17 protein-coding genes are annotated in these 25,637 nt (G+C 71.5%); 10 read left to right on the forward strand and 7 right to left on the reverse strand.

All coding sequences use genetic code 11. From position 1 onward, the window contains the following. Positions 1–20: 20 nt before the first annotated feature. The 4 genes from ACFFQA_RS32955 to ACFFQA_RS32970 form a co-directional block, all read right to left on the reverse strand. The gene (locus tag ACFFQA_RS32955; RefSeq protein WP_377860768.1) at positions 21–1,448 is read right to left on the reverse strand and encodes a DUF4153 domain-containing protein; all 1,428 of its coding nucleotides are present in this window, start codon (positions 1,446–1,448) and stop codon (positions 21–23) included. 75 nt (positions 1,449–1,523) lie between these two features. Beyond that, positions 1,524–2,501, reverse strand: coding sequence for a HAMP domain-containing sensor histidine kinase (locus ACFFQA_RS32960; RefSeq protein ID WP_377860873.1), 978 nt, complete (start codon positions 2,499–2,501; stop codon positions 1,524–1,526). A 17-nt stretch (positions 2,502–2,518) separates the two neighbouring features. Continuing rightward, entirely contained in the window at positions 2,519–3,175 is a 657-nt protein-coding gene (locus ACFFQA_RS32965) for a response regulator transcription factor (protein WP_377860875.1), read from the reverse strand. A gap of 253 nt (positions 3,176–3,428) precedes the next feature. Further along, the gene (locus ACFFQA_RS32970) at positions 3,429–4,697 is read right to left on the reverse strand and encodes a ThuA domain-containing protein (protein ID WP_377860770.1); all 1,269 of its coding nucleotides are present in this window, start codon (positions 4,695–4,697) and stop codon (positions 3,429–3,431) included. Between the two features lie 184 nt (positions 4,698–4,881). On the opposite strand from ACFFQA_RS32970, the gene ACFFQA_RS32975 reads away from it, so the two are divergent. The 4 genes from ACFFQA_RS32975 (at position 4,882) to ACFFQA_RS32990 (ending at position 8,079) form a co-directional block, all read left to right on the forward strand. Continuing rightward, entirely contained in the window at positions 4,882–5,466 is a 585-nt protein-coding gene (locus ACFFQA_RS32975) for an ArsR/SmtB family transcription factor (protein ID WP_377860772.1), read from the forward strand. 1 nt (position 5,467) lies between these two features. Beyond that, positions 5,468–6,160: an SRPBCC family protein gene (locus tag ACFFQA_RS32980; RefSeq protein ID WP_377860774.1), complete on the forward strand. Its 693-nt coding sequence runs from the start codon at positions 5,468–5,470 to the stop codon at positions 6,158–6,160. Positions 6,161–6,237: 77 nt separating this feature from the next. Beyond that, positions 6,238–7,203 carry a sigma-70 family RNA polymerase sigma factor gene (locus ACFFQA_RS32985; protein ID WP_377860776.1) on the forward strand — a complete coding sequence of 322 codons (966 nt, stop codon included), beginning with the start codon at positions 6,238–6,240 and terminating at the stop codon, positions 7,201–7,203. 90 nt (positions 7,204–7,293) lie between these two features. Continuing rightward, a complete protein-coding gene (locus ACFFQA_RS32990) occupies positions 7,294–8,079 on the forward strand; it encodes an alpha/beta fold hydrolase (protein WP_377860778.1) in 786 nt (261 codons plus the stop codon). On the opposite strand, the gene ACFFQA_RS32995 is transcribed toward ACFFQA_RS32990, so the two are convergent. After that, positions 8,060–9,832: an AfsR/SARP family transcriptional regulator gene (locus tag ACFFQA_RS32995; RefSeq protein WP_377860780.1), complete on the reverse strand. Its 1,773-nt coding sequence runs from the start codon at positions 9,830–9,832 to the stop codon at positions 8,060–8,062. The genes ACFFQA_RS32990 and ACFFQA_RS32995 overlap by 20 nt on opposite strands. Before the next feature lie 499 nt (positions 9,833–10,331). On the opposite strand from ACFFQA_RS32995, the gene ACFFQA_RS33000 reads away from it, so the two are divergent. The 5 genes from ACFFQA_RS33000 to ACFFQA_RS33020 are packed head-to-tail and all read left to right on the forward strand — an operon-like array spanning position 10,332 to position 20,073. After that, a complete protein-coding gene (locus ACFFQA_RS33000; protein ID WP_377860782.1) occupies positions 10,332–10,889 on the forward strand; it encodes an EF-hand domain-containing protein in 558 nt (185 codons plus the stop codon). 41 nt (positions 10,890–10,930) lie between these two features. Further along, positions 10,931–11,755: an SDR family NAD(P)-dependent oxidoreductase gene (locus tag ACFFQA_RS33005; RefSeq protein ID WP_377860784.1), complete on the forward strand. Its 825-nt coding sequence runs from the start codon at positions 10,931–10,933 to the stop codon at positions 11,753–11,755. Positions 11,756–11,757: 2 nt separating this feature from the next. Further along, entirely contained in the window at positions 11,758–13,059 is a 1,302-nt protein-coding gene (locus tag ACFFQA_RS33010) for an acyltransferase domain-containing protein (protein WP_377860786.1), read from the forward strand. Next, positions 13,056–18,254 carry an SDR family oxidoreductase gene (locus ACFFQA_RS33015; protein ID WP_377860788.1) on the forward strand — a complete coding sequence of 1,733 codons (5,199 nt, stop codon included), beginning with the start codon at positions 13,056–13,058 and terminating at the stop codon, positions 18,252–18,254. Before ACFFQA_RS33010 ends, ACFFQA_RS33015 begins: the two co-directional genes overlap by 4 nt. Continuing rightward, positions 18,202–20,073, forward strand: a complete 1,872-nt coding sequence (locus ACFFQA_RS33020; protein ID WP_377860790.1) for an acyl-CoA dehydrogenase family protein — start codon at positions 18,202–18,204, stop codon at positions 20,071–20,073. The genes ACFFQA_RS33015 and ACFFQA_RS33020 overlap by 53 nt, the downstream gene beginning before the upstream one ends. Here ACFFQA_RS33020 and ACFFQA_RS33025 read toward each other — a convergent pair. Both ACFFQA_RS33025 and ACFFQA_RS33030 read right to left on the reverse strand, forming a co-directional pair. Further along, complete coding sequence (locus ACFFQA_RS33025) at positions 20,048–20,578, reverse strand: hypothetical protein (protein WP_377860792.1); 531 nt, start codon at positions 20,576–20,578, stop codon at positions 20,048–20,050. The two genes, ACFFQA_RS33020 and ACFFQA_RS33025, sit on opposite strands and share 26 nt — an antisense overlap. A gap of 9 nt (positions 20,579–20,587) precedes the next feature. Continuing rightward, a complete protein-coding gene (locus ACFFQA_RS33030) occupies positions 20,588–24,730 on the reverse strand; it encodes a vWA domain-containing protein (protein WP_377860794.1) in 4,143 nt (1,380 codons plus the stop codon). 260 nt (positions 24,731–24,990) lie between these two features. Between ACFFQA_RS33030 and ACFFQA_RS33035 the strand changes: the two genes are divergently transcribed. After that, positions 24,991–25,428 (forward strand): nuclear transport factor 2 family protein, encoded by a 438-nt coding sequence (locus tag ACFFQA_RS33035; protein WP_377860796.1) that lies wholly within the window; start codon positions 24,991–24,993, stop codon positions 25,426–25,428. Positions 25,429–25,637 lie beyond the last annotated feature (209 nt).

Raw genomic sequence — 25,637 nt, forward strand, 5'->3', positions numbered from 1 at the left:
CGTCCCGGTCGACCCGCCACTCAATTCCGTTGCATGACGACACCCAGGCAGGGCGTCGGACGCCGGACGAGGACCGCACGTGCCGTCGAACGGGCCAGGTTCCACTCCCGCCAGTCGTCCGGGTTGTCGGCGAGCTTGTTGGTGATCCAGCTCAGCATGCAGGCGCGCCGCGGCTCGGGCATCCGCGTCAGCGCGGGCACGGCGTCCGCGGACATCGGGTAGAGGTAGCCCATGTCGATCTTCCCGGTCCGCTCCCACCTGGTGATGTTGCCGTCGGCGATCATGCGCTCCGGGTTGAGCACGGCAAGCAACAGCAGCGTGACCATGGCGGTCGCCACCACGGTGCCCGGCAGCCACGTCCCGCGCAGCCGTACTCCGGCGGCCAGCACGAGCAGGTAGACCAGGCCCAGCCACAGCTCGCACGTCATCACCAGCAGCCGCAGCACCGTGAACCCGAACTCCTGCTGGTAGAGCCACATCCTCGCGACCGCCGCCGCGACCACGACCAGGGACAGCACCGACAGCGAGCCCAGCAACGCGCGCAGCCAGGTCCGGTCGGCGACGTCGTCCCTCGGTGCCAGGCGGGAGACGACCGCGATGATGCCGAGGGTGAGCACCGTGACCGCCAGCAGCTGCCAGAACCCTCGCCGCGCGTACTCCGCATAGGACAGTCCCGTGGTGACCGGGACGTCGCCGACGAGTCCGAACAGAACGGGTAGCTGGAAGTACGAGAACACCGCGAACAACACCACCAGCACGCTGATCGGCATGAGCCACTCGATCCGCCGCAACCGGATCCGCGGCAGCTCCAAGGAGAAGTCCGGCCGCGGTCGCGTCAGCACCCAGAACGCGCCCGACACCAACGCGCTCATGACGATGAACAGTGCCGAAGAGGTGAACGTCGAAACACCGTCCACTGTGGGCACGAGGGAGCTGGCGAAGGCCGCGAACGTGGCGTCGGCCTGGACGAAGAGCGCGCCGAAGAGCACAAGCAGCGCCAAGGAGACGACCACCGTCGCCAGTGTCCTCGTGTTGCCATGCGGCCGGATCGCGCGTACGCCGCCCGTGAGCCAGCCGAGTCGCCGCACCGCGTTCGCTGGGACTTCGAGGGCTCCGCGCACGATCTCGACGGTGCTGCGGCCACCCGCGACGGCGAGCGAGGCCGCGAGCAGCGCGGTGAGCGCGCACAGGGTGAACAGCCACCGCGCGTCCCGGAACGCGCCGACCGCGACCAGTGCCACGGCAAGCACCGCCCAGCCGAGGTTTCGTTTCCTGGCAACAGTCTCCACCCGGCGCGCGGTCGTGATCACCGCGGCCACCGCGAACAACGCCGCGACCAACCAGCCGATACCGGGACGGTCGGCGGGCAGCACTGTGGCGGCGACGAGTCCGGCGGCGCCGGTGGCCGCGAGGACGGCGGGTGGGGCGTGGTGGCCAGCTCTGTCCATAGTGGACCTTCCTTCTTCCTGGCAGGGGTGAGCGGCCCGCGACCGGAACGGGTCGAAGGCTGGGGGGGAGGGGGCTCAGCGCGCGGGCAGGGTGATGCGGATGTGGCTCCCCATCGCGGCGATCGTGCCGCCGTGCAGGTCCACCACCCAGCGGGCGATGGCCAGGCCGAGGCCGGTGCCGCCGCCCCCGGCGCGCTCGCCGCGGGTGAAGCGCTCGAAGACGCGGTCGCGGTCCTCCGGCGCGATGCCGGGGCCCTCGTCGTGCACCTCGATGACCAGGTCGTCCCCGCTCAGCTCCGCGACCAGCCGGACCTCGCCGCCCGGCGGACCGTGCCTGGCCGCGTTGTCCAGCAGGTTCACCACGACCTGGTGCAGCCTGCCGCGGTCGGCGAACACCGTCGCCTCCGGCGGGCGCACCGTCGTGGTGAAGCGGATGCCCGAGGTCATCACCTCGGCCTCGGCGACGACCTCGGCCAGCAGCGGTCCGATCTCGAAGACCTCGCGGTCCAGCCGGTGCGCTCCCGCGTCGATCCGGGACAGGTCGAGCAGCTCGGTGACCAGCAGCCCGAGCCGCTCGGTCTGCGCGAGTGCGGTGCGCATGGTCGCCGAGTCCGGCTCGGTGACCCCGTCGACCACGTTCTCCAGCACCGCCCGCAGCGCGGTGATCGGCGTCCGCAGCTCGTGCGAGACGTTGGCGATCAGGTCCCTGCGCTGCTGGTCGGCGGCGGCGAGGTCGCCCGCCATCCGGTTGAACGCCGTTGCCAGCCTGCCGACCTCGTCGCGGGCGGTGGCGCGCACCCGGCGGTCGTAGTCGCCGCGCGCCATCGCCGTGGCCGCCGAGGTCATCTCGCGCAGCGGCCGGGTCATCCCGTGCGCGAGCACCTGCGAGGCGACCAGCGCGATCAGCACCGCCGTCACCGCGGTCCTCGGCGGCAGCCAGCCGATCTGGTACCAGAAGAACATCAGCGCGGCCGTTGTCGAGACCACCATGACGACGCCGAGCTTGAACTTGATCGACGGCACCGGGTCCAGCGGCCTCGGCACCGCGTCCAGCCACGCGCGGACCCGCCTCACTTCGGCACCTCCAGCGCGTAGCCGACACCGTGGACGGTGCGGATCAGGTCGGCGCCGAGCTTGCGCCGCAACGCTTTCACGTGGCTGTCCACGGTGCGGCTGCCCGCGGGGTCGCTCCAGCCCCACACCGCGCCCATCAGCTGTTCGCGGGGCAGGACCGCGCGTGGCCGCTCCGCGAGGCAGGCCAGCAGGTCGAACTCCGTCGGTGTCAGGTGGACCTCGGCCCCCGCCCGGTGCACCCGCCGCTCGACGGTGTCGATGACCAGGTCGCCGAGCTCCCGCGCGCTCAGCTGGGCCGCGCGGTCCACCCGGCGTAGCAGCACGCGCACGCGTGCGACCAGCTCTCGGAGGGAGAACGGCTTGGTGAGGTAGTCGTCCGCGCCCACGGCAAGGCCGACCAGCAGGTCGGTCTCCTCGTCGCGGGCGGTGAGCATGAGCACCGGGACCGGCCGCCGCGCCTGGATGCGGCGGCACACCTCAAGGCCGTCGAAGCCCGGCAGCATCACGTCGAGCACCACCAGGTCCGGCTCGCTCGCCTCGGCCAGGCGCACCGCGGTCGGGCCGTCGTGCGCCAGCTCGACCACGAAACCCTCGGCGCGGAGCCGGTCCGCGACCGAGGTGGCGATGGTCATGTCGTCCTCGACGACCAGCACTCGCTGCATGCGAACGACTCTAGGCAGCTGCTGTGCGGACCGTGGGGCGGAGTTGTGGAGATCCTGTGCAGATGCGGGGCACCGCTGCGTGCCGGGTCACCCAGGGGAGCGGCGGTATCCGGTCACCATCTCGCTGCGCGCGACCAACCGCGACCCGGCAGTCCTCGCCGCTTCGCGTTCCCCGCTGCGGCTCGCGTAGCCGTGCGTCGCCTGGTGAGGAAGAGCCCCACCCGCACGGGGTGGGGCCCTCCACCTACTGCTGGGTCAGCCGGAAGGACTGCGCGGCGCTGCCGTCGCAGGTCGCCTGCACCAGCTGCACACTGTCCGAAGTGGACGAACCGGGGACGCTGAGGCACTTCCCGCTGTGCCTGCTGATGAAGCGGAAGTTCCCGCCGCCCTCGGAGCTCGCCTGCCACTGCTGGTTGGTGCCGCCGGTGTAGTTCCACAGCTGGAGCCCGGCGTTGTCCTGCATGGACACGTCGCTCACGTCGATCGCCTGCGCGCTGTCGTTGCGGTTGTTGATCCGGGAGTACCCGTTGCTGGTCGGCTGGAACTGGTACTGCTGCGCCTGTGAGCTGTTGCAGCCGTACTGCTGGACCACGGTTCCGTTGGCCGTGGCGGCGCCCTTGGCGTCCACGCACTTCCCGTTGGCGCGGTTGGTGATCGAGTACCACGCGGTCGGCGAGATGTCCTCCGGCGGCGTGGTGGTCCCGCCCCCGCCCAGCCACGACAGGCCGTCGATCAGGAAGCGGTTCTGCACCTCGCTGGCGAAGGTCGAGGACAGCGGCCGGTTGTTCGGGTAGTCCATCGCGTTGTGGCCGAAGTTGGCGTAGAGCATCTTGTAGTTCTTGTTCGTCCACATGATCGGGTAGTAGCCGCTGTACCAGGTCTGGTTCGGGTCGGTGCCCAGCGGGAAGCTGGACTGGTCCACCGAGGCCAGGATCTTGATGTTCGGGTTGTTCCGCAGGTCGTTGTTCCAGCTGTACCACTCGCTCACCGCCGAGGTGAACGTCGCGGGAAGCCTGGTGGTCGACGGGTGCGAGCGGTCCTCGGTCTTGAGCACAGCGGTCGTCGGTCCCCACGTGTTGGACTTGAACGCGCCGGTGCCGAGGAACGTGTTGTGGTACCAGGGCCAGTCGTTGGGCGCGGTGGTGAACGCCGAGACGTGGAAGCCCAGCCAGCCGCCGCCGTTGTCCATGTAGCGCTGGAAGGCCGACCGCTGCGCCGCGGTCTGCGGCAGGTTGTCCAGGAACATCACGACCTGGTACTGCGCGAGGTCGTTGGCGTTGAGCAGGTTCCAGTTCGTGGAGGCGGTGTAGGAGAAGTTGTGCTGCGCGGCCAGCTGCGGGAACCGCTCGTTCGCCTCCTTGACGAAGCTGATGTGCGCGGCGTCCCAGGTCCCGCTGTAGAGCGCGAGGACCTTGAAGCGCGGAGCGGCCTGTGCGGGCAGGGTGGTCAGGAACAGGAACGCGACGAACAGGGCGAGCAGACGCGTCACCCTGCCCCGGATGGTGGTGGCCATGCAGGGGTCCCTTTCGGTTCTCGGTGCTGGGCGTTGTCCCGTTGGCGGCGGGATCGCGGAGGAGAACCGGCGGCAGGAGCCATCCGCAACAGTGTTGTCGCGCAAGATGGTAAGCGCTCTCACGGGGGTCCGTCGAGATGAACCTTCCTTGACAACTTTATTTGTCAGTGTGAGCCTGGTTCCCATGTTCGAGGTAGCGGTGATCGAGGACCCGGCGGCGGCCGAGGCGTCCCTGGACCCGGTGCGCGCCCGCCTGCTCGCCGAGCTGGCCGAACCCGGCTCCGCGACCACGCTGGCCGCCAAGGTCGGGTTGACCCGGCAGAAGGTGAACTACCACCTCCGAGCCCTGGAGCGGCACGGTCTGGTGGAGCTGGTCGAGGAGCGGCCCCGGGGCAACTTCACCGAACGCGTGCTGCGCGCCACGGCCACCTCCTACGTGATCTCGCCCGCGGCGCTGGCCGCCGTCCAGCCCGACCCGGCGCGGGCGCCCGACCACCTCTCGGCCCGCTGGCTGCTCGCGGTGGCGGCCCGCCTGGTCCGCGACGTCGGCTCGCTGATCACCGGAGCCACCAGGGCCCGCAAGCGCCTGGCGACCTTCGCGGTCGACGGCGAGGTCCGCTTCGCCTCCGCCGCCGACCGGGCCGCCTTCGCCGAGGAGCTGGGCGGCGCGGTGCGCGCACTGGTCGGCAAGTACCACGACGAGAAGGCCGAAGGCGGCCGCTCCCACCGCGTCGTCGTCGCGGTCCACCCCAGTGTCAAGGAGAGCTGAGATGTCCCGAGAGTTCGAGGTGCGCGAGGAGGTCGTGCTCCCGGCGACCCCGGAGCAGGTGTGGGCGGCGGTCGCCACCCCGGAGGGCCACGCGGCGTGGTTCATGTCCGTCGACGACATCGGCGCGGAGAACGCGACCGCCTGGGACCCGCCGAAGCGCTTCGCGACGAAGACCCCGATCGCCGAGGACGGTTCCTTCCACGCCTTCGAGTACCTGATCGAGGGCCGCGAGGGCAGCACGGTCCTGCGCTTCGTGCACAGCGGCGTCCTGACGGACGAGTGGAGCGAGGACTACGAGGACATGACCGCCCAGGGCTGGACCATGTACCTGCACACGCTGGCGGAGTACCTGACCCACTTCCCCGGCCGCCCGGCCACCTACGTGGAGGCCGAAGGCCCTCGGTCCTCGGCCGCCCCGGAGGCGTGGGCGAAGCTGGAGGCAGTGCTGGGCGTGTCCGCGGTGGGCGACGAGGTGAGCCTGGACGTGCCGGGGGTGCCGAAGGTGGAGGGCGTGGTCGACTACCTCCTCCCCACCTTCGTGGGCGTGCGCACGGCGGACGGCCTCTACCGCTTCCACGGCAGGTCGGCGCTGGGCATGGTGGCCGCGGTCGGCCACCACCTGTACGGCACGGAGATCCCCGCCGCCGACCACGTCGAGGCGTGGCGGACCTGGCTCCACGACGTGTTCGCGTAGGCCGTTGACGGCTCGCGGGACGGGTTTTGTCAGCCCTGCGGGTTACTTTCTCCTCCTGGGCGCGGAGGAGGCGTGTGATGACTGGGAACGCGGTGGTGGAGGACTTCCCCCGGCTGGCCGACCCGTACCGCCGTGAGCTGCTCGCGCACTGCTACCGGATGGTCGGGTCCGTGCACGACGCCGAGGACCTGGTGCAGGAGACCTACCTGCGGGCGTGGCGGTCCTTCGACAAGTTCGAGCAGCGGTCGTCGCTGCGGACCTGGCTGTACCAGATCGCCACGCGGGTGTGCCTGACCGCGCTGGAGGGCCGGGACCGGCGGCCGATGCCGACCGGGCTCGGTGGGCCGCGCTGCGACCCGGCGGCGGACCTGGAGAGCCCGCCGGAGATCAGCTGGCTGGAACCCCTGCCGGACACCATGGTCGACAGCGACCCCGCCGCGATCGTCACCGCGCGGGAGAGCCTGCGGCTGGCGTTGGCCGCCGCGTTGCAGCACCTGCCCGCGCGGCAGCGCGCGGTGCTCGTGCTGCGGGACGTGCTGAAGTGGCGCGCGGCCGAGGTCGCCGAGTCGCTCGAAGTCTCCGTCGCGGCCGTCAACAGCATGCTCCAGCGCGCCCGTGCCCAGCTGGAACAGGTTGCCCCGCAAGAGGATCAGGTCATCGAGCAGCGGGAGCAGCGGCGGCTGCTCGACCGCTACGTGAGCGCGTTCGAGGCGAAGGACGTCGCCGCGATCGTCGAGCTGTTCACCAAGGACGCGGTGTGGGAGATGCCGCCGTTCACCGCCTGGTACCAGGGGCGCGCCGACATCGCGCGGCACCTGCGGGACCGGTGCCCCGCAGAGCCGGACGGGCTGCGGCTCGTCCCGGTGCGGGCCAACGGGCAGCCCGGGTTCGCCACCTACATGCGCGACGAGTCCGGGGAGTTCCGCGCGTTCAACATCCAGGTGCTGACGATCGGGCCGGAGGGCGTGTCGCACGCGGCGACCTTCCTCGACACGCGGCTGTTCGCCGCGTTCGGGTTGCCGGAGGCGCTCACCGGGGTGTGACCCCAGCAACAACGTAGGCAACTTGATTGTGCACGATGTTTCTCGCTAGGTTCATCGCACACAATCAAGTTGCCTACTTCGGGAGTTGTCATGCGCGTCATCGCAGCCGTCACTGCCGCCGCCCTGCTCGCCGTCACCGGGGTGGCCGCGACCGCCGCTCCCGCCGCCGAGCCCGAGCCCAAGCCCACCGTCGTGCTCGTGCACGGCGCCTTCGCCGAGTCCGCCAGCTGGAGCGGTGTCGTCAGCAGGCTGCACAAGCGCGGCTATCCGGTGATCGCGGCGGCCAACCCGCTGCGCGGCCTGGCCAGCGACTCCGAGCACGTCTCCAGGATCGTCAAGAACGTCAAGGGCCCGGTGGTCCTCGCCGGTCACTCCTACGGCGGCTCGGTGATCTCCAACGCCGCCAGGGGCAACGCCAACGTCAAGGGGCTGGTGTTCGTCGCGGCCTTCGCCCCGGACAAGGGGGAGACCGCGCTCGGGCTGTCCTCGAAGTTCCCCGGCAGCACCCTCGGCGAGACCCTGGAGCAGGTCCCGCTCGGCGACGGCACCGCCGACCTCTCCATCCGCCAGGACCGCTTCCGGCAGCAGTTCGCCGCCGACCTGTCCCCGGCCGATGCGGCGCTGAACGCGGCGACGCAGCGGCCGATCCGCGACGCCGCACTCGCCGAGGGCTCCGGCGACCCGGCGTGGCGGTCGGTCCCGTCCTGGTTCCTGCTGGCGGGCGCGGACAGGAACATCCCCCTCGCCGCGCAGCGGTTCATGGCCGAGCGGGCGAAGGCGCGGCAGATCGCCGAGATCGGCGGCGCCTCGCACTCCGTCGGGATCTCCCACCCCGGCGCGGTCGTGGACCTGATCGTCAAGGCCGCCAGCAGCTGAGCGACGGGGCGGGGTGGGGGACCCCGCCCCGCTCCGCCATCAGCGAGGCCCCGAACCGCCGGGTCAGCGGGGGGATCGAGAACCCCTCCGCTGACGCGTCCACCAGGTTGAGCGTGACCAGCTCGACCAGCGGACCCCTGGCGTTCGGGGCCGACGTCCGCAACAGCGCCGCCGCGTCGTCGGTGGTGAACGACGAGTACGGCAGCAGCCCGAGCAGGTTCAGAAGTCGTTGCGCGGCAACCGAAAGCCGCTCGTACGAGCGCATGAAGGCGGCCCGCACCGATGCCCGCTCGTCGCCGGGCACGGTCAGCGCGGCGAGCAGGTCCGCCGTGGCCAGGGTGTCGGCGTACTCGCGCAGCGACTGGCCGCACAGGTTCACGCCGGCGATCCGCACCGCCAGCGGCAGCCCGCCGCACAGCCGCGCCAGCTCCTCCGCCGCCCCGTACTCCGCCATCACCAGCGGCTCACCGGCGACGCGGCCGAGCAGCGCCACCGCGTCGGCCACCGGCAGCGGGCCGAGCTCCACCCGCGTGGCCCCCTGCGCGGCGACCAGCCCGTTGAGCCGGTCGCGGCTGGTCACCAGGACCGAGCTCGGCGCTGTCCCCGGCAGCAACGGCCGGACCTGCGCCGCGTCGGCCGCGTCGTCGAGCAGGATCAGCATCCTGCGGTCGGCCAGCGTCGACCGGTACAGCGCGGCGGCCGCCTCCTCGGTCGTGGGCACCTCCGTCACCGGGACCCCGAGCGAGACCAGGAAGGCGGTCAGCACGGCCAACGGGGCGGTCTCGCCGCCGAGGTCCGCGTAGAGCTGACCGTCGGGGAACAGCTCCGCGGCGCGGTGCGCCCAGTGCAGGGCGAGCGCGCTCTTGCCGACCCCGGCCCCGCCGGTGACCACGGTGAGCGGGCCGGGGTCGCCGTCCAGCCGGGCGAGCTCGTCGGCCCGCCCCACGAAGTCCGGCACCGCGAGCGGCAGCTGCCGGGGCAGCACCGAGCTGGCCCGCGCGGGGCTCAGCGACAGGTCGCCGTTGAGGATGCGGCGGTGCAGGTCGCGCAGCGCGGCGCCCGGCTCGACGCCCAGCTCCGCGTGCAGCAGCGTCCGGGCGCGGCGGTAGGTGGCCAGCGCGTCCGCCTGCCTCCCGCTCCGGTAGAGCGCCAGCATCTCCAGCTCCCACAACCGTTCCCGCAGCGGGTGGTCGCCGGTGAGCTGCGGCAGTTCGGCGGCGGCGACGTCGTGCCTGCCCAGCGCCAGGCACGCGGCGTAGCGGTCCTCCAGCGCGTCGAGCCGGACCTCGGTGAGCCGGGTCGCCTCGGTGTGCAGCGCCTCCGGCAGCGGGAGGTCCTCCAGCACGCCGCCGCGCCACAGGCCCAGCGCCTCGGTGAGCCGGTCCAGCGCGCGCACGGGGTCGCCCGCCGCCAGCGCGGCCCGCCCGGCGACGGCCAGCCGCTCGAAGCGCTCCACGTCCAGCTCGTCCCGCTCCACCCGCAGCACGTACCCGCTGCGGTTCGCGGGCAGCCGTGACTCCGCGGAGCCACCGAGCGCCTTGCGCAGACCGGCCACATAGGACTGGAGGTTGGCGGCCGCGGACTGCGGGGGACGGTCGCCCCACAACTGCTCGACGAACTCCGCCGTCCTGATCGGCCGGTTCGCCCGCATCAGCAGCATCGCCAGCACCACGCGCTGCTTGCGGCGGTTGAGCACGAGCGGCCCACCGCGGTCGTCCCGCACGTCCAGCGCGCCGAGTACCCGGAATCTCACAGGCGGCAGGGTAGGGACCGCCGCTCAACATCGGCTAAATCGTCGTTGTCCGGAAGTGCTTCACCGGAGGCTGAATAACGCTCGCGAAGTTCTCCAGCTCTCTTTCCGTATGGGCTAGTTCCCGTTCTCTCGCGGGTCGTGATGATTTCCCGTTCGGATTGAGATCACCGTGTTCTCCCCGCCTCCTCCCGGTGGGCCGGGGTGCGCGGAGCGTGACCGATTTCCTGGGGAGAACGAGTACTTCGGGTGGGCGGACGGGGTGGATCGGATGACTCGGGCATGCATTCTCCCGGCTGACGGACGGTAGTCGGAGTGCTCGGCGAAGCGGCGCTCGGATGATTCCCCAATGGGCGACTTACGTGGCACCGGGGGTGGGGCTAACGTCAATTCGGCGTCGGCCCGGCTGTGGCGATGTTCCCGCCCGCTGGTCGAGACTCGCCATTCTTTCGTATTTTCTCGTTCATTTTCGCGTTTCGGGAATCGATGGGACGTGTTCGCCATGACCTCTCAGACGATGAGCCTGCTGGACCGCAAGTACGCGCGGCGGTTCGCCATGTTCGACGTGGACGGCAACGGCCAGCTCGAAGCCGAGGACTTCGAGCAGCTCGCGGCGCGGCTGGTCGGCGCGCTCGGCGGCGAGCCGGACTCGGCGCTCGCGCGCCGGGTGCACGAGGGCTACCAGGAGCTGCACGCGGCACTGGTGCGCGAGATCGACGCCGACGGTGACGGCCGGATCTCGCGACAGGAGTTCGTCACCGGCATGGCGAGGGTGGCAGGGGACCGCTCCGGGTTCGCGCGCATGATCGAGCCGCTGGCCAGGACGAACCTCCAGCTGTGCGACGCCGACGGCGACGGCGTGCTCGACCGGGAGGAGTTCGCCCGGCTGCTCGGGCTGTTCAACGCGGCGGCGCTGCCCGAGGCCGAGCGGATCTTCGACCAGCTGGACACCAGCGGCGACGGCAGGCTCTCGGTCGAGGAGATCCTCGACGCCCTCCGCGACTTCTACGTCAGCACCGATCCGGGCTCGCCGGGCAACGCGCTCTTCGGCGAGGTCTGAGGCGGTTGCGCTGGTCCCGGTCGAAGGAGGAAGGCCCAGTCATGTCCGTTCCGTTGTCGTTGTTCAGTCTTGAGGGCAGAACCGCCCTCGTCACCGGAGCCTCGCGAGGGATCGGCAGGGCCATCGCGCTGGCCTACGCCGAGGCGGGCGCCGACGTCGCGCTGCTGGCGCGCAGCACCGACGCGTTGCGCGAGGTCGCCGAGCTGGTCGAGAAGCTCGGCCGCCAGGCGGTCGTGCTCACCTGCGACGTCGGCGAGGAGGACCAGGTCCGCGCCGCCGTCGCCGACACCGTCTCCCAGCTCGGGCGGCTCGACGTGCTGGTCAACAACGCGGGCGGGTTCGGCTTCGCAGGGCCGTTCCTGGACCTGCGCGCCGAGGACTGGGCGCGGGCGATCCGGCTCAACCTGGACTCGGTCGTCTACTTCTGCCGCGCGGCGGGCCGGGTCATGGTGCGCCAGGGCAGCGGCTCGGTGATCAACATCGGCTCGGTGTCCGGGGTCGGTGGCGTGCCGATGCTCTCGCACTACGCGGCGGTGAAGGCCGCGACGGCGTCGTTGACCAGGTCGCTGGCAGCGGAGTGGGCCGCGAGCGGGGTCCGGGTGAACTGCGTGGTGCCAGGGTGGATCACCACCGAGCTGACCAAGGCGATGTCGGGGCAGCAGGAGATCTCCGACGGGCTGCTGCGCGCGGTGCCCGCAGGGCGGTGGGGAGACCCCGAGGACGTCGTCGGCGCGGCGGTCTACCTCGCCTCCGACGCCGCGAAGCTGACCACCGGCTCCTGTCTGACCCTGGACGGCGGCATGACCAGCACCATCGGCGGCCCCACGTTGGTCGACCTGCTCGCGATGGGACGGATCGAGGTATGAGCGTGACGAAGAACCGGACCGCGTTGCTGTTCCCCGGCCTCGGCGCGTACTCCACCGGGATGCTCAGGCAGGCCGCCCGCGAGCACCCGGAGGTCGCCGAGACCTTCGCCGAGATCGACCGCGCCGCCGCGCACCACGGTGTCTCCTCGGTCACCCAGGTGGTCCTGCACGGCGAGCCCCGGCCGATCCGGGAGATGCTGTCGCTGCCCACCGAGATCCTCCAGTTGGCGATCTTCGGCGCGTCGGTGGTCACCCACCGCGTGCTCACGGCGGCGGGGCTGCGGCCGTACGCGTTGCTCGGCCACAGCTTCGGGGAGATGGCCGCGCTGGTGGCCGCGGGGGCGTTCTCCCTCGCCGACGGGGTGCGGCTGGTGTGCGCGAGGGCCGAGGCGCTCGCCGACTGGGAGGGCAAGGGCGCGATGGCCGCGATCGGCGCCAACGAGGCGGTGACCGGGCACCTGATCGGCGCGCTGGACGAGCCGGAGCTGGTGATCGGCTGCCTCAACGCGCCGAAGCAGACGGTGATCAGCGGTCCCGTCGAGGCCATCGAGCGGGCCGGACGCGCGGCGAAGGCCCTCGACCTGTTCTACGCCAAGCTCCACCTGCCCTACGCCTCCCACCACCCCAGCGCCCGCGCCGCGGTGGGGCGCTTCCTCGGGCTGATGGACGGGATCGAGCAGAAACCGTTGGAGCACAGGGTCTACTCGCCGGTGCACGGTCGCTGGTACAGCGACTCCGACGACCTCAAACTGGCCGTCGCGGAGTGCATGGTGCTGCCGGTCCGCTTCACCGACGCCGTTCGTGACCTGCACGCGGCCGACACCACGGTCTTCGTGGAGGCCGGTGCGCTCAACGCGCTCACGCGCTGCGTGGAGCTGACGGTTCCCGGAGTGCGCACGATCGCCCCGCTGCTCGACCCCGCCGACGAGACCGGTGGCCTGCGCCGCGCGCTCGTCGGCCAGGCGGACCCGCCGAAGCCGCGCGCGGACAACGCCTCCGTGGTCGTCGCTCCCGTGGAGATCCCGGCCGCGCGCGAGCCGGAGCTGGGCAAGGAGGCCGTGCTGGCGAAGCTCCGCGCGCTCTACTCCACCGCGCTGGAGTACCCGGAGGACGCGCTCACCGAACAGGCGCTGCTCGAAGCCGAGCTCGGGGTGGACTCGCTCAAGCAGACCGCGCTGTTGTCCAGGGTTGTCGAGGAGTTCGGCCTGCCCGACCAGCCCGGCGAGCTGCGGGTGTGGGAGCTGCCGTCGCTGGGCGCCATCGCCAGGCACGTGCTGGAGTCCTCGGCGCGGGTCCCGTCGTGAGCGGCGAGCTCGCCGGGCGCCTCGTCCTGGTCACCGGTGGCGTGCGCGGGCTCGGCAGGGAGATCGCGCTCGCCTTCGCCACCCGGGGCGCGCGGCTGATCGCCAACTACTTCCACGCACGGGAGGAGGCGGTCGGGTTCGAGGCCGAGCTTGCGGCGCAAGGGTTTCCGGTCGAGCTGATCAGGGCGTCAGTGGCCAGCCGTGGCCAGGTGGACGCGATGTTCGACGAGATCGCCGCGCGCCACGGGCGGCTGGACGTGCTGGTCAACAACGCCGCGTCCGGCGCGCTCCTCCCACTGTCCGAAGTAGACGATTCGCACTGGCAGCGGGCCTTCGACACCAACCTGCGCGGTAGCCTGTGGTGCGCCCAGCGGGCCGCCGAGCTGATGACGGGCGAGCATCCCGCGATCGTCAACCTGTCCTCGCTCGGCAGCAACCTGGTGATCAGCGACTACGCCACGGTCGGGACCACGAAGGCCGCGGTGGAAGCGCTGACCCGTTACCTGGCTGTGGAGTTCGCCGGGCGCGGGATCAGGGTGAACACGGCGTCAGGCGGCCTGCTGGACAACGCCATCGCCGGGATGTTCCCCGGGGCCGACGCCCTCGCCGACCGCGTCCGGGCGGCGACCCCGCTGGGACACCGCCTCGGCACCGAGCGGGAGCTGGCGGAGCTGGTGGTGTTCCTGGCCTCGCCGGCAGCGTCGTGGATCACCGGCCAGACCGTCGTGGCCGACGGCGGGCTCTCCCTCGGCTCGATGGCGTTGTCCCCCAAGCCACTCACGCAGGTCAGTGAACGTGAGCCGGACCGGGAGCGGGAACCGGCTCGGGGGGCGATCGCCGTCGTGGGCATGGGCGTGGTCGCGCCGGGAGCCAACGACCCCGACGAGCTGTGGCGCGTGCTCTCCGGCGAGCACAACGTCTTCGTCGAGCCGGAGCGGTTCGACATCTCCTCGTTCCACTCGAAGGACCCGAACACCGAGGACCGTTCCTACACCTCGCGCTCGGGATTCGTCACCGGCTTCGTGCCGCATCCCCTGCTCGCCGCCGAACTCGCCGACGGCAAGGTCCTCGGCGCGGAGCGGAGCACGTTGTGGTTGCGGCACAGCCTGCACACCGCGCTCACCGGAGTCGCCAGGACGGCGGAGGACCGGTGCTTCGCCGCGATCGGCGCCACCGCGGACGGAAGCCAGGAACTGGAGGAGTACCTGGTCTACGCGGGTGCCAGGAAGTTCTTGGGCGACAAGGCGGAAAGCCTCCTGCGTGCGCGCTACACACAGGAGTCGAGCGCGCCGGGGGAGTACCTCCCGCACCGCATCGGCCGCAACGCGGTGGACGGGCTGCTGCCGAAGCGGACCGAGCTGGTCGTGGTCGACACCGCGTGCTCGTCGTCGCTGTACGCGGTGGACCTCGGGATGAAGGCGTTGCGCGACGGCACGTGCGACCTCGCGGTCTGCGGTGGCACTTTTGCTTACAGCGCCAGGAATCTCGTGCTGTTCTCCAAGCTCTCCGGGCTGTCCAGGTCCGGTCAGGTGCGGTCCTTCGACCGTGACGCCGACGGCGTGCTGTTCTCCGACGGCGCTGGTGTCGTGGTGCTCAAGCTCCTGGACAAGGCGCGAGCGGACGGCGACCGGGTGCTCGGCGTCATCGAGGGCGTCGGCCTGTCCTGCGACGGGCGGGGCAAGGCGATCTACGCCCCCAACGAAGCGGGCCAGGTGCTCGCGCTGCGCCGGGCCTACGACCGCGCGGCGACCGAGCCCGACTCCGTGCAGTGGGTGATCGGCCACGCGACCGGGACACAGGCGGGCGACAGCACGGAGCTGGCCGCGCTGCACCGCGTCGCTGGGTCGGGGCCGCCCGCGCTGCTGTCCTCGAACAAGCCGATCATCGGGCACACCGGCTGGAGCGCTGGTGCTGTGTCGCTCGTGCAGGCGCTGGTCGGTTTGGAGCGCGGATCTGTTCCCGCCCAACGGTATCTGCGCAACCCCATCCCAGCGCTCGACGGCAGCCGGTTCCGGCCCATGACCACGGAGTCACCGCTGCCGCAGGGGAAAACCCGCCGCGTCGCGGTCTCGTCGTTCGGTTTCGGCGGCACCAACGCGCATCTGGTTCTCTCCGACGGCCAGGCGAGCGGTACCCCGCACGACGCCGTGAACGACGACGAGCTGGTCGTCGTCGGCTGGTCGGCGCATCTGCCGGGGCTCAGCGGTGCCGAGGCCGAGGCGTGGCTCAGTGGTGGGCGTGCCGCGCCGGAACCCAGCTTCGGAGCGGACTACCCGCTGCCGGACTTCACCGAGGTGCGGCTGCCTCCGGCCACACTGCGCACCATGGACCGTGGCCAGATCATGATCCTGCGCGCCGCGGCCCAGCTCGATCACCGGGTGCGCGCCGTGTGCGAGGAGCTGAAGGACTCCACTGGTGTCGTGGTCGGTCACACCGGGCCGACGCGCCGCGCCGTGCAGTACGCGTTGCGCTGCTACCTGGGCGACCTGCGCGGTCACCTAGGCGACGACCCGGGGCTGGACCAGTTGGAGCGGGAGGTCCGCGCGGCGGTCCCGGCCAGCACCGAGGACGCCTTCCCCGGGATCATGCCCAACCTGATCCCCGCCCGGCTGTCCGCGCTGGCCGACTGGCACGGGCTGAACCTCACGGTGGACACCGGTTTCGACGCCGGTATCGACGCGCTGCGCTGCGCGGAAAGGTATCTGCGGCACGGAGATCTCGACGTGGCCGTGGTCGCGGGCATCAGCGGCAACAGCGGACCGGAGCTCGCCGAGGTGCTGACCGGTGTGCCACCCGTCGCCGAGGGCGCGTTCATGGTGGTCCTCGCCCGTCGCGCCACCGCCGAGCGGCACGACCTCCCCGTCCTCGGCACGCTGCGCACCGAGCTGGGCGAGACCGACCCTGCGACCAGGCCGCAGGCGCTGCGCCCGCTCGCGGGCCTCGGCAGGACCTACCTCGGCGCGGATCCGGTGCTGGCCGTGGTGTCCGCGCTCGCCGCTGAACGGGACTGCCGGATCGGCAGCGCGGAGGAGTGGGGGCCGCAGGTCGTCGTCGCAGCGAAGACCACGCCACGTGGCCAGGTCGAGCGGATGGAGCGGCAGCTCGTGCCGGTGCCCGCGCGCTCCGTGCGGCCCGAGCTGCCCGCGATCCCGGACGGCGCGCTGGTGATCACCGAGGACTCCGAGGAGCGTGACCTGTCCAACGGTGGCCCGGTCCGGCACGTCCGGGTGATCGCCAACGTCGGCGCTTCCACGACCGACCCGGATGACCTGTCCGCCTTGCGGCGCCTGCGAAGGCTGCACGACCTCGCGTACCTGGCCGCGCAGCGGTGGGAGGACGAGGGCTCGTTCGCCGTGCTGCTGGTCGACGCGGTCCGGGACGGGGTGGTCCACCCGGCGACCGCGCCGTTCACCGGCCTGGTGAAGAGTCTCGCCAGGGAGAGGTTCGCGTTCGCGGTGCTGACCGAGGACTCAGATGTCCACAAAGGACTCGATCTGCTGGCGGCGGAGTCGGGCCTGGCGCGTGAGCTGGCCGTTGCGGTCTACTCCGGAGGACGGCGACGGGAGCACGTGTTGCGGCCGACGGCCGTTCGGCCAGGCCGCCCCGACGCCCCTCAGGTGGTCGTCGCCGTGGGGGGCGCGCGGGGGCTGACCGCGCGGTTGCTGGCTGGGCTGGCGCGGACCCGTCGGCCGACGATCTACGTGCTGAGCCGCACCGCGCCAGGGGGCCGCGCTGAGGTCGGGACGCGCCAGGAGTTCATCTCGGCGAATCCACAGTGGACCCTCAAGGAGGCTTCCGCCGAGTTCGACCGGGTGCTCGCCGGGGCCCATGCCCGGCGTGAGATCGACTTGCTGAGCACGTTGTGCGGCCCCGACCGCGTGCACCACGTGCCGTGCGACGTCACCCAGGAGGCGGCGGTGCTGGCCGCGATCGACCAGGTGCACGCGGCGCACGACCGCGTGGACCTGCTGATCAACGCGGCCGGGCTGCACAACGGTGGCGTCGTCCGCTCGGTGCCGTTGGATCGGGCGCGGGCGGTGCGCGACACCAAGCTGCTCGGTTACCTCAACCTCCGGCGGGCCTTCGCGGGCAGGGAACCGGTGCGGTGGTTCAACTTCGGCTCGTTGCTCGCCGTGCTGGGCTGGCCGGGGGAGGCGGACTACTGCTCGGGAAACGACGTGCTCAACGCGGCTGCCTCCTGGCAGCGGCACTTCGCGGGCACCACCGAGACCACGTTGTCCTGGGCGCTGTGGACGGAGTCGGGCTTCGCCTCCCAGCCGGTCATTCGCGACCTCCTGCTCCGGCAGAACGCGTTGACCGGACTCTCCGATGCCGACGGTCTTGCGCTGTTCGAGGCCGAGTTGTCCGGTGTGGACAGTGGTCCGGAGGTCACCTACCTCGGCGCGGCCGAACTCCAACTGGTCGGAACGCGGTGGCGGCCCTCGGGTGACTTCCTTGCCCATCACCGCATTCGCGGCCAGGCCGTCGTTCCCGGTGCGATGCTCGCCGAACTGGCCGCGCGGCAGGGCGCCTCGGTCATCACCGATCTGGAGTTCCACGCGCCGGTCGCGTTCCTCCCGGGCTCCGATCTCGACTACCGCGTGGTGAACGGTGTCGATGGCAGTGTGCGGGTGCTCAGCGACCTGACTGCTCCGGACGGCAGGCTGCTCCGCGCCGACCGCCTGCACATGAGCTGCACTGTCCACTCTGGACCGCTCACGGCTCCGGCGGCGGATTCGCGTGAGCCGGTCGGGGAGCCGCTGACCCCCTCGTTCTACCGGCCAGGTGGTGAGGTCGAGCTCAGTGGTCCGTTCGCCTCGCTGCGTGACGTACGCGTTGCCGGGGGCCACACCACGGCGCGGTTCGGGCCGGAGCTGAACGAGGAGGACTTCTCGCGCTTCCGCATCCCGGTCCTGCTCGTGGACGCGCTGGTGCAGATGACCTTGCTGCCACGCGCCGAGGTCCCGGTCCGCATCGGCCGGATCGAGCTGCACACCGAACACAACGACGTCGAGCTGCTTTCCCGGTACGGCAACGGGGTCGTGCTCACCGCGAGCACGACCGGCACCGCGGTCGCCACCACGGCGGACGGGACCACACTCGCGGTGGTCTCCGGAGTGGAAACGAGACGAGGAGAACCCGGTGGGCGTAGAGGAGCAGACCCGGCACGCGCTGGCGGGTCTCGTACACGGTGACTGCGAGCCGGAGTTCCGCGAGGAGCTTCGCGAACTGCTGCGGCACGAGCTGTTCGCGCCGCGCGAAGGCTTGACGTACCAGGAAGAGCTGCGGCTGACCTACGAGCGGATGCGCTTCGCCAACGACCTGGTCCGGCCGGAGGAACTGGTCGAGCACCCGCTCCGGCTGTTCGCGCTGTTGGAGTGGTCGGCGGTGGTGAGCCCGTCGTTGTTCATCGGGATGGTCACGCACTACTGCGGTGCGCTCGCGGCGATCCGCGAGCTAGGAGCCGGTCGTGAGGACCTCGCCGAGTACATCTCCGCGCTGGAGCAGATGTCGACGACGGGCGCGCTGCTGATCACCGAGCTCGGCTACGGCAACAGCCACGTGGCGATGCGCACCAGGGCCACCTATGACCCGGACCGGCAGGACTTCGTGCTGCACACGCCGGACCCCGCCGCCCGCAAGTTCATGCCCAACGTCGGCCTGCCGGGAGTGCCGAAGCTCGCCACGGTCGCCGCCCAGCTCGACATCGGCGGTGAGGACCGGGGGGTGTTCCTGTTCGTGGTCCAGCTCCGCGACGCCGACGGGCTGCTCTCCGGCGTGACGATCACCCAGCTGCCGGAGGCGACCCAGGTCCCGATGGACTACGCGGTGATCTCCTTCGACCACGTCCGGGTGCCGATGCGCAGCCTGCTCCGTGACAGCGCTTCCTTCACCGACAACGGTTTCCACGACCCCATCGATGACCCGGTGCAACGCCTGACCCGTTCCCTCACGGTCGCGCAGAGCGTGCGCACGGCCCAGACGGCGGCGCTCGCGTCGGTCGCCAGGGCCAGTGCCCAGATCGCCCTGCGCTACTCCCTCCGGCGCCAGACGATGGAACACCACAGCCCGTGGGTCCCGGTGATCCGCTACCGCAGCCAGCAACGGGCACTCTACGGAGCGCTCGCGACGGCCTACGCCCTCACCTGCCACGCCAACCGCGCGAAGGCGGCCAAGGCGAACGCGATGATCCACAACTCCACCAACCGCCCGGTCCCACCGTCTGCTTTGGACCCGCTGCCGAGGACGCTGTCGCTCACCAAGGCGGTCACGGTCTGGGCGACCGAGCGCCTGACGGCGGAGTGCAGGCAGCGCTGCGGCGCGCGCGGGGTGTTCGCGGTGAACCGGTTGCTGGACTACCAGGGCCTGGCGATCGTCTCCAACGCGGCGGGCGGCGACAACCTGATGCTGTGCCTGGACGCGGCGAAGTCCATGGTCGGCGGAGTGCACTACACCCCGCCGACCGGTGAGCCCGCCGGGCAGGACCTGCTCGACCGGGACCTGTGGCTCGGCCTGGCCCACGCCCGCGAGCGCGAGCTCCACCGCGTCCTGAAGGACAGGATCTGGAAGGCGACAGCCAAGGACTCGCGGGCGTTCCAGGTCTGGAACGACCACCTCACCGAGGCCGCCGAGCTCGTCACCGCGCACGGCAGCAGGCTGATCACGGAGAGCCTGCTCGAAGCTGTGTCCACAGTGGAGGATCCGGATGCGGCGGCCGCGCTGGAGCCGTTGTGCGGCATCCACGCGCTGAACGAGATCAACGACGCGGCGGCCTGGTACCTCTGCGAAGGGCTGCTAACCGCTGAGCAGGTCCGGTCGATCCCTTTGCGGCTCAACGGCTTGTGCGAGCAGGTGACGCCGCATCTCTCACTGCTGCTCGACGCGTTCGAGCTGCCGGAGGACGTGCTGCGGGTGCCGATCACCGACGGCGACCTGTCGATGGTCGAAGGGCGGGTGGACGTGCCGCACCAGCGCGCGGAGACGGGGGTCAGGACCTCAGTGCGCGCACGGTGAAGAACAGGCTGCACGCCAGCAGGGTCACGCCGGAGAGCATGCCGCTGACGATCGGCACCCAGGCGAGGGCCGACGTCGGCGTCATGGCGAGCCCGATCGCGCCGAGCGCTGTCATGACCACACCGGGGATCGCGATGGTCCAGGTCTTCCACACCATGACGAACGCGATGAAGTGGATGCCGACCACCACGGCGATCCACGCGACGTTCGCCTGCACCGGTGCGTCCAGCGCGCGCAGCACCTGGAAGCCGCCGAACAGCGCGACCACCTCGCCCGCGACCACGAGCCAGTAGCCCTTGGTGAAGCCGCCCGCGGTGCCATCCCCTTGCGCCGCGGGCTTCTTCCCCAGCCGAATCGTTATCGCGACCAGCGCGGCCAACGCGAGCACAGCGAGCACCTTCAGCACTGCGCCCAGTGTGGTGTTGAGCGGCTCGTTCGCGTTGGCCAGGACGAACGCGGTCCCGCCCGTCGCGCCGATGAGGTTGCCGATGGCCTGCTGTCGCATCGGCAGAGGCTACCTCTCGGCGAGTCCGATCGCGGGGGAGACGAACGGCACATAGGCCAGGCCAAGCGGATTTCCCTTCGCGAGCAAGGAGATCCTGGCGCGCATCACCGCCACCCCGATGGCGTCCCGGTTGATCAGGAAGGAGCGCAGCACCTCCTGACCGAACTCGTCGGCCAGCTCCTCGAAGACGGTGGTCTCGGTGCCGATCACCCCGCTGGCCATGGCCTCGGCGACGAAGTAGGAGACGAGGCCCATCGGCATCGGCCCGGTGACCTTGCTGGTGTTGAGGAACACCAGCGGCCTGCTCCGTTCCCACCTCAGCCGCCGCTGTCGCAGGCTCGCCGCGGTGATCGGCTCGTCACCCTCGGTCCCGACGCGCAGGAACGGGGTGTCGCCGTCGACGCCGCCGTGCGCGTAGAAGTAGACGACCTGCGGATCACCTTCCAGTTCGGACAGCGCGCCCGCGCGGTCCTCGGCGAGCTGGAAACCGCGCCACGGAAGCATTCTGCGCAGCGCGGCGCTGTGCTCGTCCGCGGAGGGGAAGCCGCGGTGGAGGCCTCCGGCCAGCCGCACCCCGCCGTCGGAGGGCAGCGTCGGCGGCTGCGCGGGACCCGGGCCGAGCGAGACGGGCAGGCCGAGAGCGTGGCGGAAGCCCCAGAAACCACCCGGGCACACCGTCGTCGGGTCGGGGTGGCGCGCGTGGCCGCAGGTGCGCAGGAAGCACGGGCTGCCGTAGAGGGTGCCGCGCTGGACCGCGCCGAGGAAGTCGGCGCACAGCCGCAGCACGGGCGAGCCGAGGTCCAGCGGCAGGTCGTAGATCATCGCGGTGGGCAGCACGTGCCGGGCCGACGCCGTCAGCGGGATCTGCACGAAGCCGGGCTTGGCCAGCGCCGCGCCGACGTGCTCCGGGACACCGCTCATCAGCAGCTGGTGCAGCCTGCGGCCGTGGGTGGCGAGCAGACCGAGGTCGAGGGTGAACTGCTCCACCGTCGGCGGCTGGGCGTAGCGGTACTCCAGGCCCTCGCGCCAGGGTTCCGCGCTCGCCCACGCGACCCGGTTGAGCGCGCCACGCGCCAGCCGGATCTCCTCGGCCAGCTGGTGCTCCCCGAGGGAGGTCTCCGCGCGAAGGGGCTGCCTGCCGTCGGAGGTGAGCAGCCGGACCGACTGGCTGCCCCGGCCGTCGCCGGTGAGCATCAGGCTCGCGGAGTGCTCGGGCACCTGGGGCATCCCCAGCGTCTCGGCCGGATCGGTGAGCCGGTAGTCCACCGTGGTGGTGATCGAGCCCGGTCGCGCGGTCGGCTTGTCGGTGACGTGCACCTCGACCAGCAGCGACTGCACCAGCGTCTGCCGCCAGTAGACGTTGCACCGCAACCGCGCCGGGCCGAGCGTGTACGGCGTGGTCACCGGGAAGCACAGCCGCGCCCCGTCCTGCACGATCGACGGCTGGCGCAGCACGGAGGAGCTGCCGTCGGCGCCGAGCCGGATCTGCCCGAGCGCGGCGTCCTGCTTGATCGCGAACTCGCCGGGGAACTCGAACAGCGACACGGTGAGCACCGCGTCCTCGGCACCCGGGACCGGTGCGGTCGCGGGGATCTCCACCCAGAACCAGAAGTTCTGCGCGCCGGGGACACCACGTCCGGGGTCCAGGTCCTTGCGGGGGTCGGTGGCCAGCGCGAACCCGGCGCGCACCGCGGCGGGCGGGTGCGGCGCGGGCCAGGGGCCGGACCGCAGAGCGCCAGTGGGCGGAACGGGTTGCGGCGCCGAGTGTTGCGGCACCGCCGGGCGGGGGATGGCAGGCTGGGACGGCGTGCCCTGCGGCGGCGCGGGAGCGGGCTGCGCGACCGCCACCGGCCGGGGGAACGACCCCGAGCCGTTCGCCGGAGCATCCGTGCCGGTGACGGCCGCGGGCGCTCCGGCGATGGCGGTCGGTGGCTCCGGCGGCGCGTCCGGCTTGCGGGCGGCGACGGGGGTGAGCGCGATGGAGGTCGGCGGGTCCTCGCGGCGCAGGACCGTCGTCGGTAACGGTTCCGGTGCGGGTCGCGCCGGCTTGATGCGGGGCGTCTCCCCGGTGGGCAGCCGCCGCTTGCCGCCGCGCTTGATGACGGTGGTCTCCGACGCCGCGGCGGGCTGCCGGGTGAGGGCGATCGTCGGCAGGACGACCGGTGGCGCCTCGCGCCGGGTGGCGTGACCGTTGCTGTCCGGCCGGGGAGCACGACCGTTGGGGGCCGCGGGCAAGGTCGGCCAGCCACCCCAGGAGGCGGCCGCCCGGCGCGAGGCGGGCGCGTCCCCCGGCGCTGGCTCCTCGGCGTCCCCCGGCGCCGCCACCGGCTCCGGGAGTGACACGGGCAGCGGCTGACGCGTCGGCTCCGCAGCGGGCTCGGGCGTCGACACCGGCTGTGGCGTTGGTTCCGGTTCCGCTACCGGCTCCGGGAGCGACACTGGCAGCGGGACCGGCACGGGCTCGGCTGGTAGCGGCTGTCGCGGTGGCTCCGGCCTCGGCCTCGCCTCGGGGGTCGGCTCCGGCTCGCGGGCGGCCACCGGCCGGGGCGCTGCCGTCCGCACGGGCTCCTGCACCGGCGCGGCCCCGGCATCGTCCACTGTGGACGGATCAGGTACCGGAGCGAGGTCGAAGCCCTCCGGCTCCAGGCTCGGCGGCAGGAACGTCATCGGCAGGTCGGCGGCGAACGGCTCGGCGGGTTCCGGCGCGCTCTGGTCGGCGGGCGGCTGCTCGGGTGCAAAGGGTTGCGCCACAGCGGGTTCCGCGCCGGTGGGCTCGGGCGAGGGATCGTCAAGGACCTCGTCGTCGCGGCGGTGCCTGCCCCGGGGGCGCGGGCTCGACGGCGCCGGCGCGGCCGACTCGATCGCCGCCACCACCGCGCGCCTGCGCCGGACCGGCTTCGGCGGCTTGGGCAGCACGGACGTGCCGTTGGCCGCCGGTTGTTCCCTGAGCCGGACCGCCCCGGTGACCGGGTCTGACTCCACGACTCGGTCCAGCTGGCTCAGCGTCTCGGCGTCGTTGGCCTCCGCCGCGTGCCTGACGGCCTCGCTGAACTGCTCGTTGGCGGCCACTGAGTTCCCTTCCCCGCGAGCGGTCATCGCGGCGTGCACGGCTTCGGCCAGTTCGGCCTTTCCTAGCACCTTCGCGACGCGGGGATCGAGCGGCAGCGTGCGCGCGACGTCGTCGGTCCAGGTCGCGGTGACCAGGCCTGCCGCCAGCGGGACAAGTTCACCCGGTTCGCCCAGTGCGGCGGGCCGGACGAGGCGGGCCCTGGTGGCGATCATCGACTGGCCGACGTCGCCGGGCTCCAGATCGACGCACAGGTGGTAGTCGCGCCGTTCCGCGCCCCACGCGTCGGTGCGGTAGCCGAGCTTGCCGCGCCGCTCCGTGAGGTCGTCGCGCACGGGGAAGACCTGCTCCAGGAAGCGCACCCGCACGCCCTTCGGCAGCCACAGCCGCAACGCGGTGTCGGTGACCGACTTGGCCAGGACGCCGGTGACCGCGCTGACCAGGTTGGTGGACAACCGGGCCGGGTCGGCGACCAGCTCCACCGAGCCACCGAGGCGCGCCGCGATGGCCCGGAGTCCGCCGATGTCGCCGCCCTCGCCCACCCCGACGCAGTCGCAGACGAAGTGCCCGGCGCAGGAGTCGGCCGTCTTCTCCAGCTCGCGCACGTCCTCGCCGCTGTCACTGGCCGTGACGAGCAACGCGTGCCGCACCGTTCCGGGGTGTTCGACGAAGAGCTGGTCCGCCAACGAGATCCAGTCGCGCAGCGTGGTCGATCCCGTGCTCGGCGTCACGACGGACACCGCGGCCTTGGCCACGGCGCGGTTCTCCGGGCTCGACGGGCACAGCTGGCGACCCACCGGGAAGACCATCCGCGCCCCGCCCCGCCCGGCGATCACCGCGAACTCCACGCCGTCCGGCAGTGCGTCGATGGCCGCCATGACGCCCCGTTTGATGTGGTTGATCATGCCGGGGCCAGCGGCGGAGCAGTCGAACATGATCACTTCGGCCGGTGGTGGCAGCTCGGTGTCCCCGGTGTCGGGCAGCGGGCTCGCGGTGACCGACAGCACCGCGTGCAGCTCGCGGGCCCCGGGCGGCAGGTGCCCGTTGTGCGAGACCTCGATGTCGAAACCGAGTCGCTCGCGCATTGCCTTGCCTTCCCGGGACGTGGTCTCGGCGTCGTCAGCGGGCTGTGCTCAGCGGATGCGAGCCGCTCACCGTCGGCAGGACCACGAACGCTCCTCCACTTGGGTGCGAACCGAACACGGGGGAGCACACATGGTTGCACGGGGTCCTTCGTCGGCGTGAGCCGCAATCACAACCCCGGAACCCGTTCGGGGAACAAAACCACCCCCAGTATTCGTCGTATGATGTACCGTATGTTGTACGGCAACGAGGAGGAGAGCAGATGTCGGCTGTGCCGGAGTCCGTGGCGAGCAGCAGCGCGTTCCGCCCGAGCGAGGAGGACGTGGCGAGCGTGCACGCGTGGTTCGCGGAGTACGACGCCCACGCCGCCAAGGGCGAGATCGAGAAGATGGCGGACATGGCGATGTACCCGCTCAACGTGGTCAGTGACTCCGAGGGCGGCGGTGCGGCGGCGCAGTGGTCACGGGAGTCCTACGTCGAGTCGATGAAGCACGTCGTCGGCGACGGCGGTGACGTGCGGATGGAGTCGGTGCGGACGCCGATCTTCCTGACCGGGAACCTGGTCGTGGTGATCACCGAGGCGACCTTCACCACCGTTGAGGGCGCGCAGGACGTCCGCTACGCCGACCTGCTGGTCAAGGTCGGCGGGAAGTGGTTGTTCCAGACGATGGTCCAGGGCGGCTGGGGCGAGAACCTCTAGCGCCGTCCTGCAAGTCGTCCGATGCCCCCGAGGCGGCACGCCGCCTCGGGGGCATCGCTGTGCGCGCGGACTGGCTGGCGTGGTCGGTGTTCTCGCGTTTTGTCACCTTGATGCGAAATGAGAGCGCTCTCTTGCGCATCAAGGTGACAAAACGCGAAAAGAGGGGCACGTGGGTGAGGGCGCCAGGGGTGGTGAGGTGGTGTCACCCC

The sequence above is a fragment of the Allokutzneria oryzae genome (assembly GCF_042429765.1).
GTDB lineage: Bacteria > Actinomycetota > Actinomycetes > Mycobacteriales > Pseudonocardiaceae > Allokutzneria > Allokutzneria oryzae.

Bases quoted from the DNA above. Each gene is read 5' to 3' on its own strand.
- ACFFQA_RS33030 (WP_377860794.1), bottom strand. From the start codon at position 24,730: ATGCGCGAGCGACTCGGTTTCGACATCGAGGTCTCGCACAACGGGCAC.
- ACFFQA_RS32980 (WP_377860774.1), top strand. From the start codon at position 5,468: ATGTCCCGAGAGTTCGAGGTGCGCGAGGAGGTCGTGCTCCCGGCGACC.
- ACFFQA_RS33000 (WP_377860782.1), top strand. From the start codon at position 10,332: ATGACCTCTCAGACGATGAGCCTGCTGGACCGCAAGTACGCGCGGCGG.
- ACFFQA_RS32985 (WP_377860776.1), top strand. From the start codon at position 6,238: ATGACTGGGAACGCGGTGGTGGAGGACTTCCCCCGGCTGGCCGACCCG.
- ACFFQA_RS33005 (WP_377860784.1), top strand. From the start codon at position 10,931: ATGTCCGTTCCGTTGTCGTTGTTCAGTCTTGAGGGCAGAACCGCCCTC.
- ACFFQA_RS33025 (WP_377860792.1), bottom strand. From the start codon at position 20,578: ATGCGACAGCAGGCCATCGGCAACCTCATCGGCGCGACGGGCGGGACC.
- ACFFQA_RS32975 (WP_377860772.1), top strand. From the start codon at position 4,882: ATGTTCGAGGTAGCGGTGATCGAGGACCCGGCGGCGGCCGAGGCGTCC.
- ACFFQA_RS32990 (WP_377860778.1), top strand. From the start codon at position 7,294: ATGCGCGTCATCGCAGCCGTCACTGCCGCCGCCCTGCTCGCCGTCACC.
- ACFFQA_RS32970 (WP_377860770.1), bottom strand. From the start codon at position 4,697: ATGGCCACCACCATCCGGGGCAGGGTGACGCGTCTGCTCGCCCTGTTC.
- ACFFQA_RS32955 (WP_377860768.1), bottom strand. From the start codon at position 1,448: ATGGACAGAGCTGGCCACCACGCCCCACCCGCCGTCCTCGCGGCCACC.
- ACFFQA_RS33035 (WP_377860796.1), top strand. From the start codon at position 24,991: ATGTCGGCTGTGCCGGAGTCCGTGGCGAGCAGCAGCGCGTTCCGCCCG.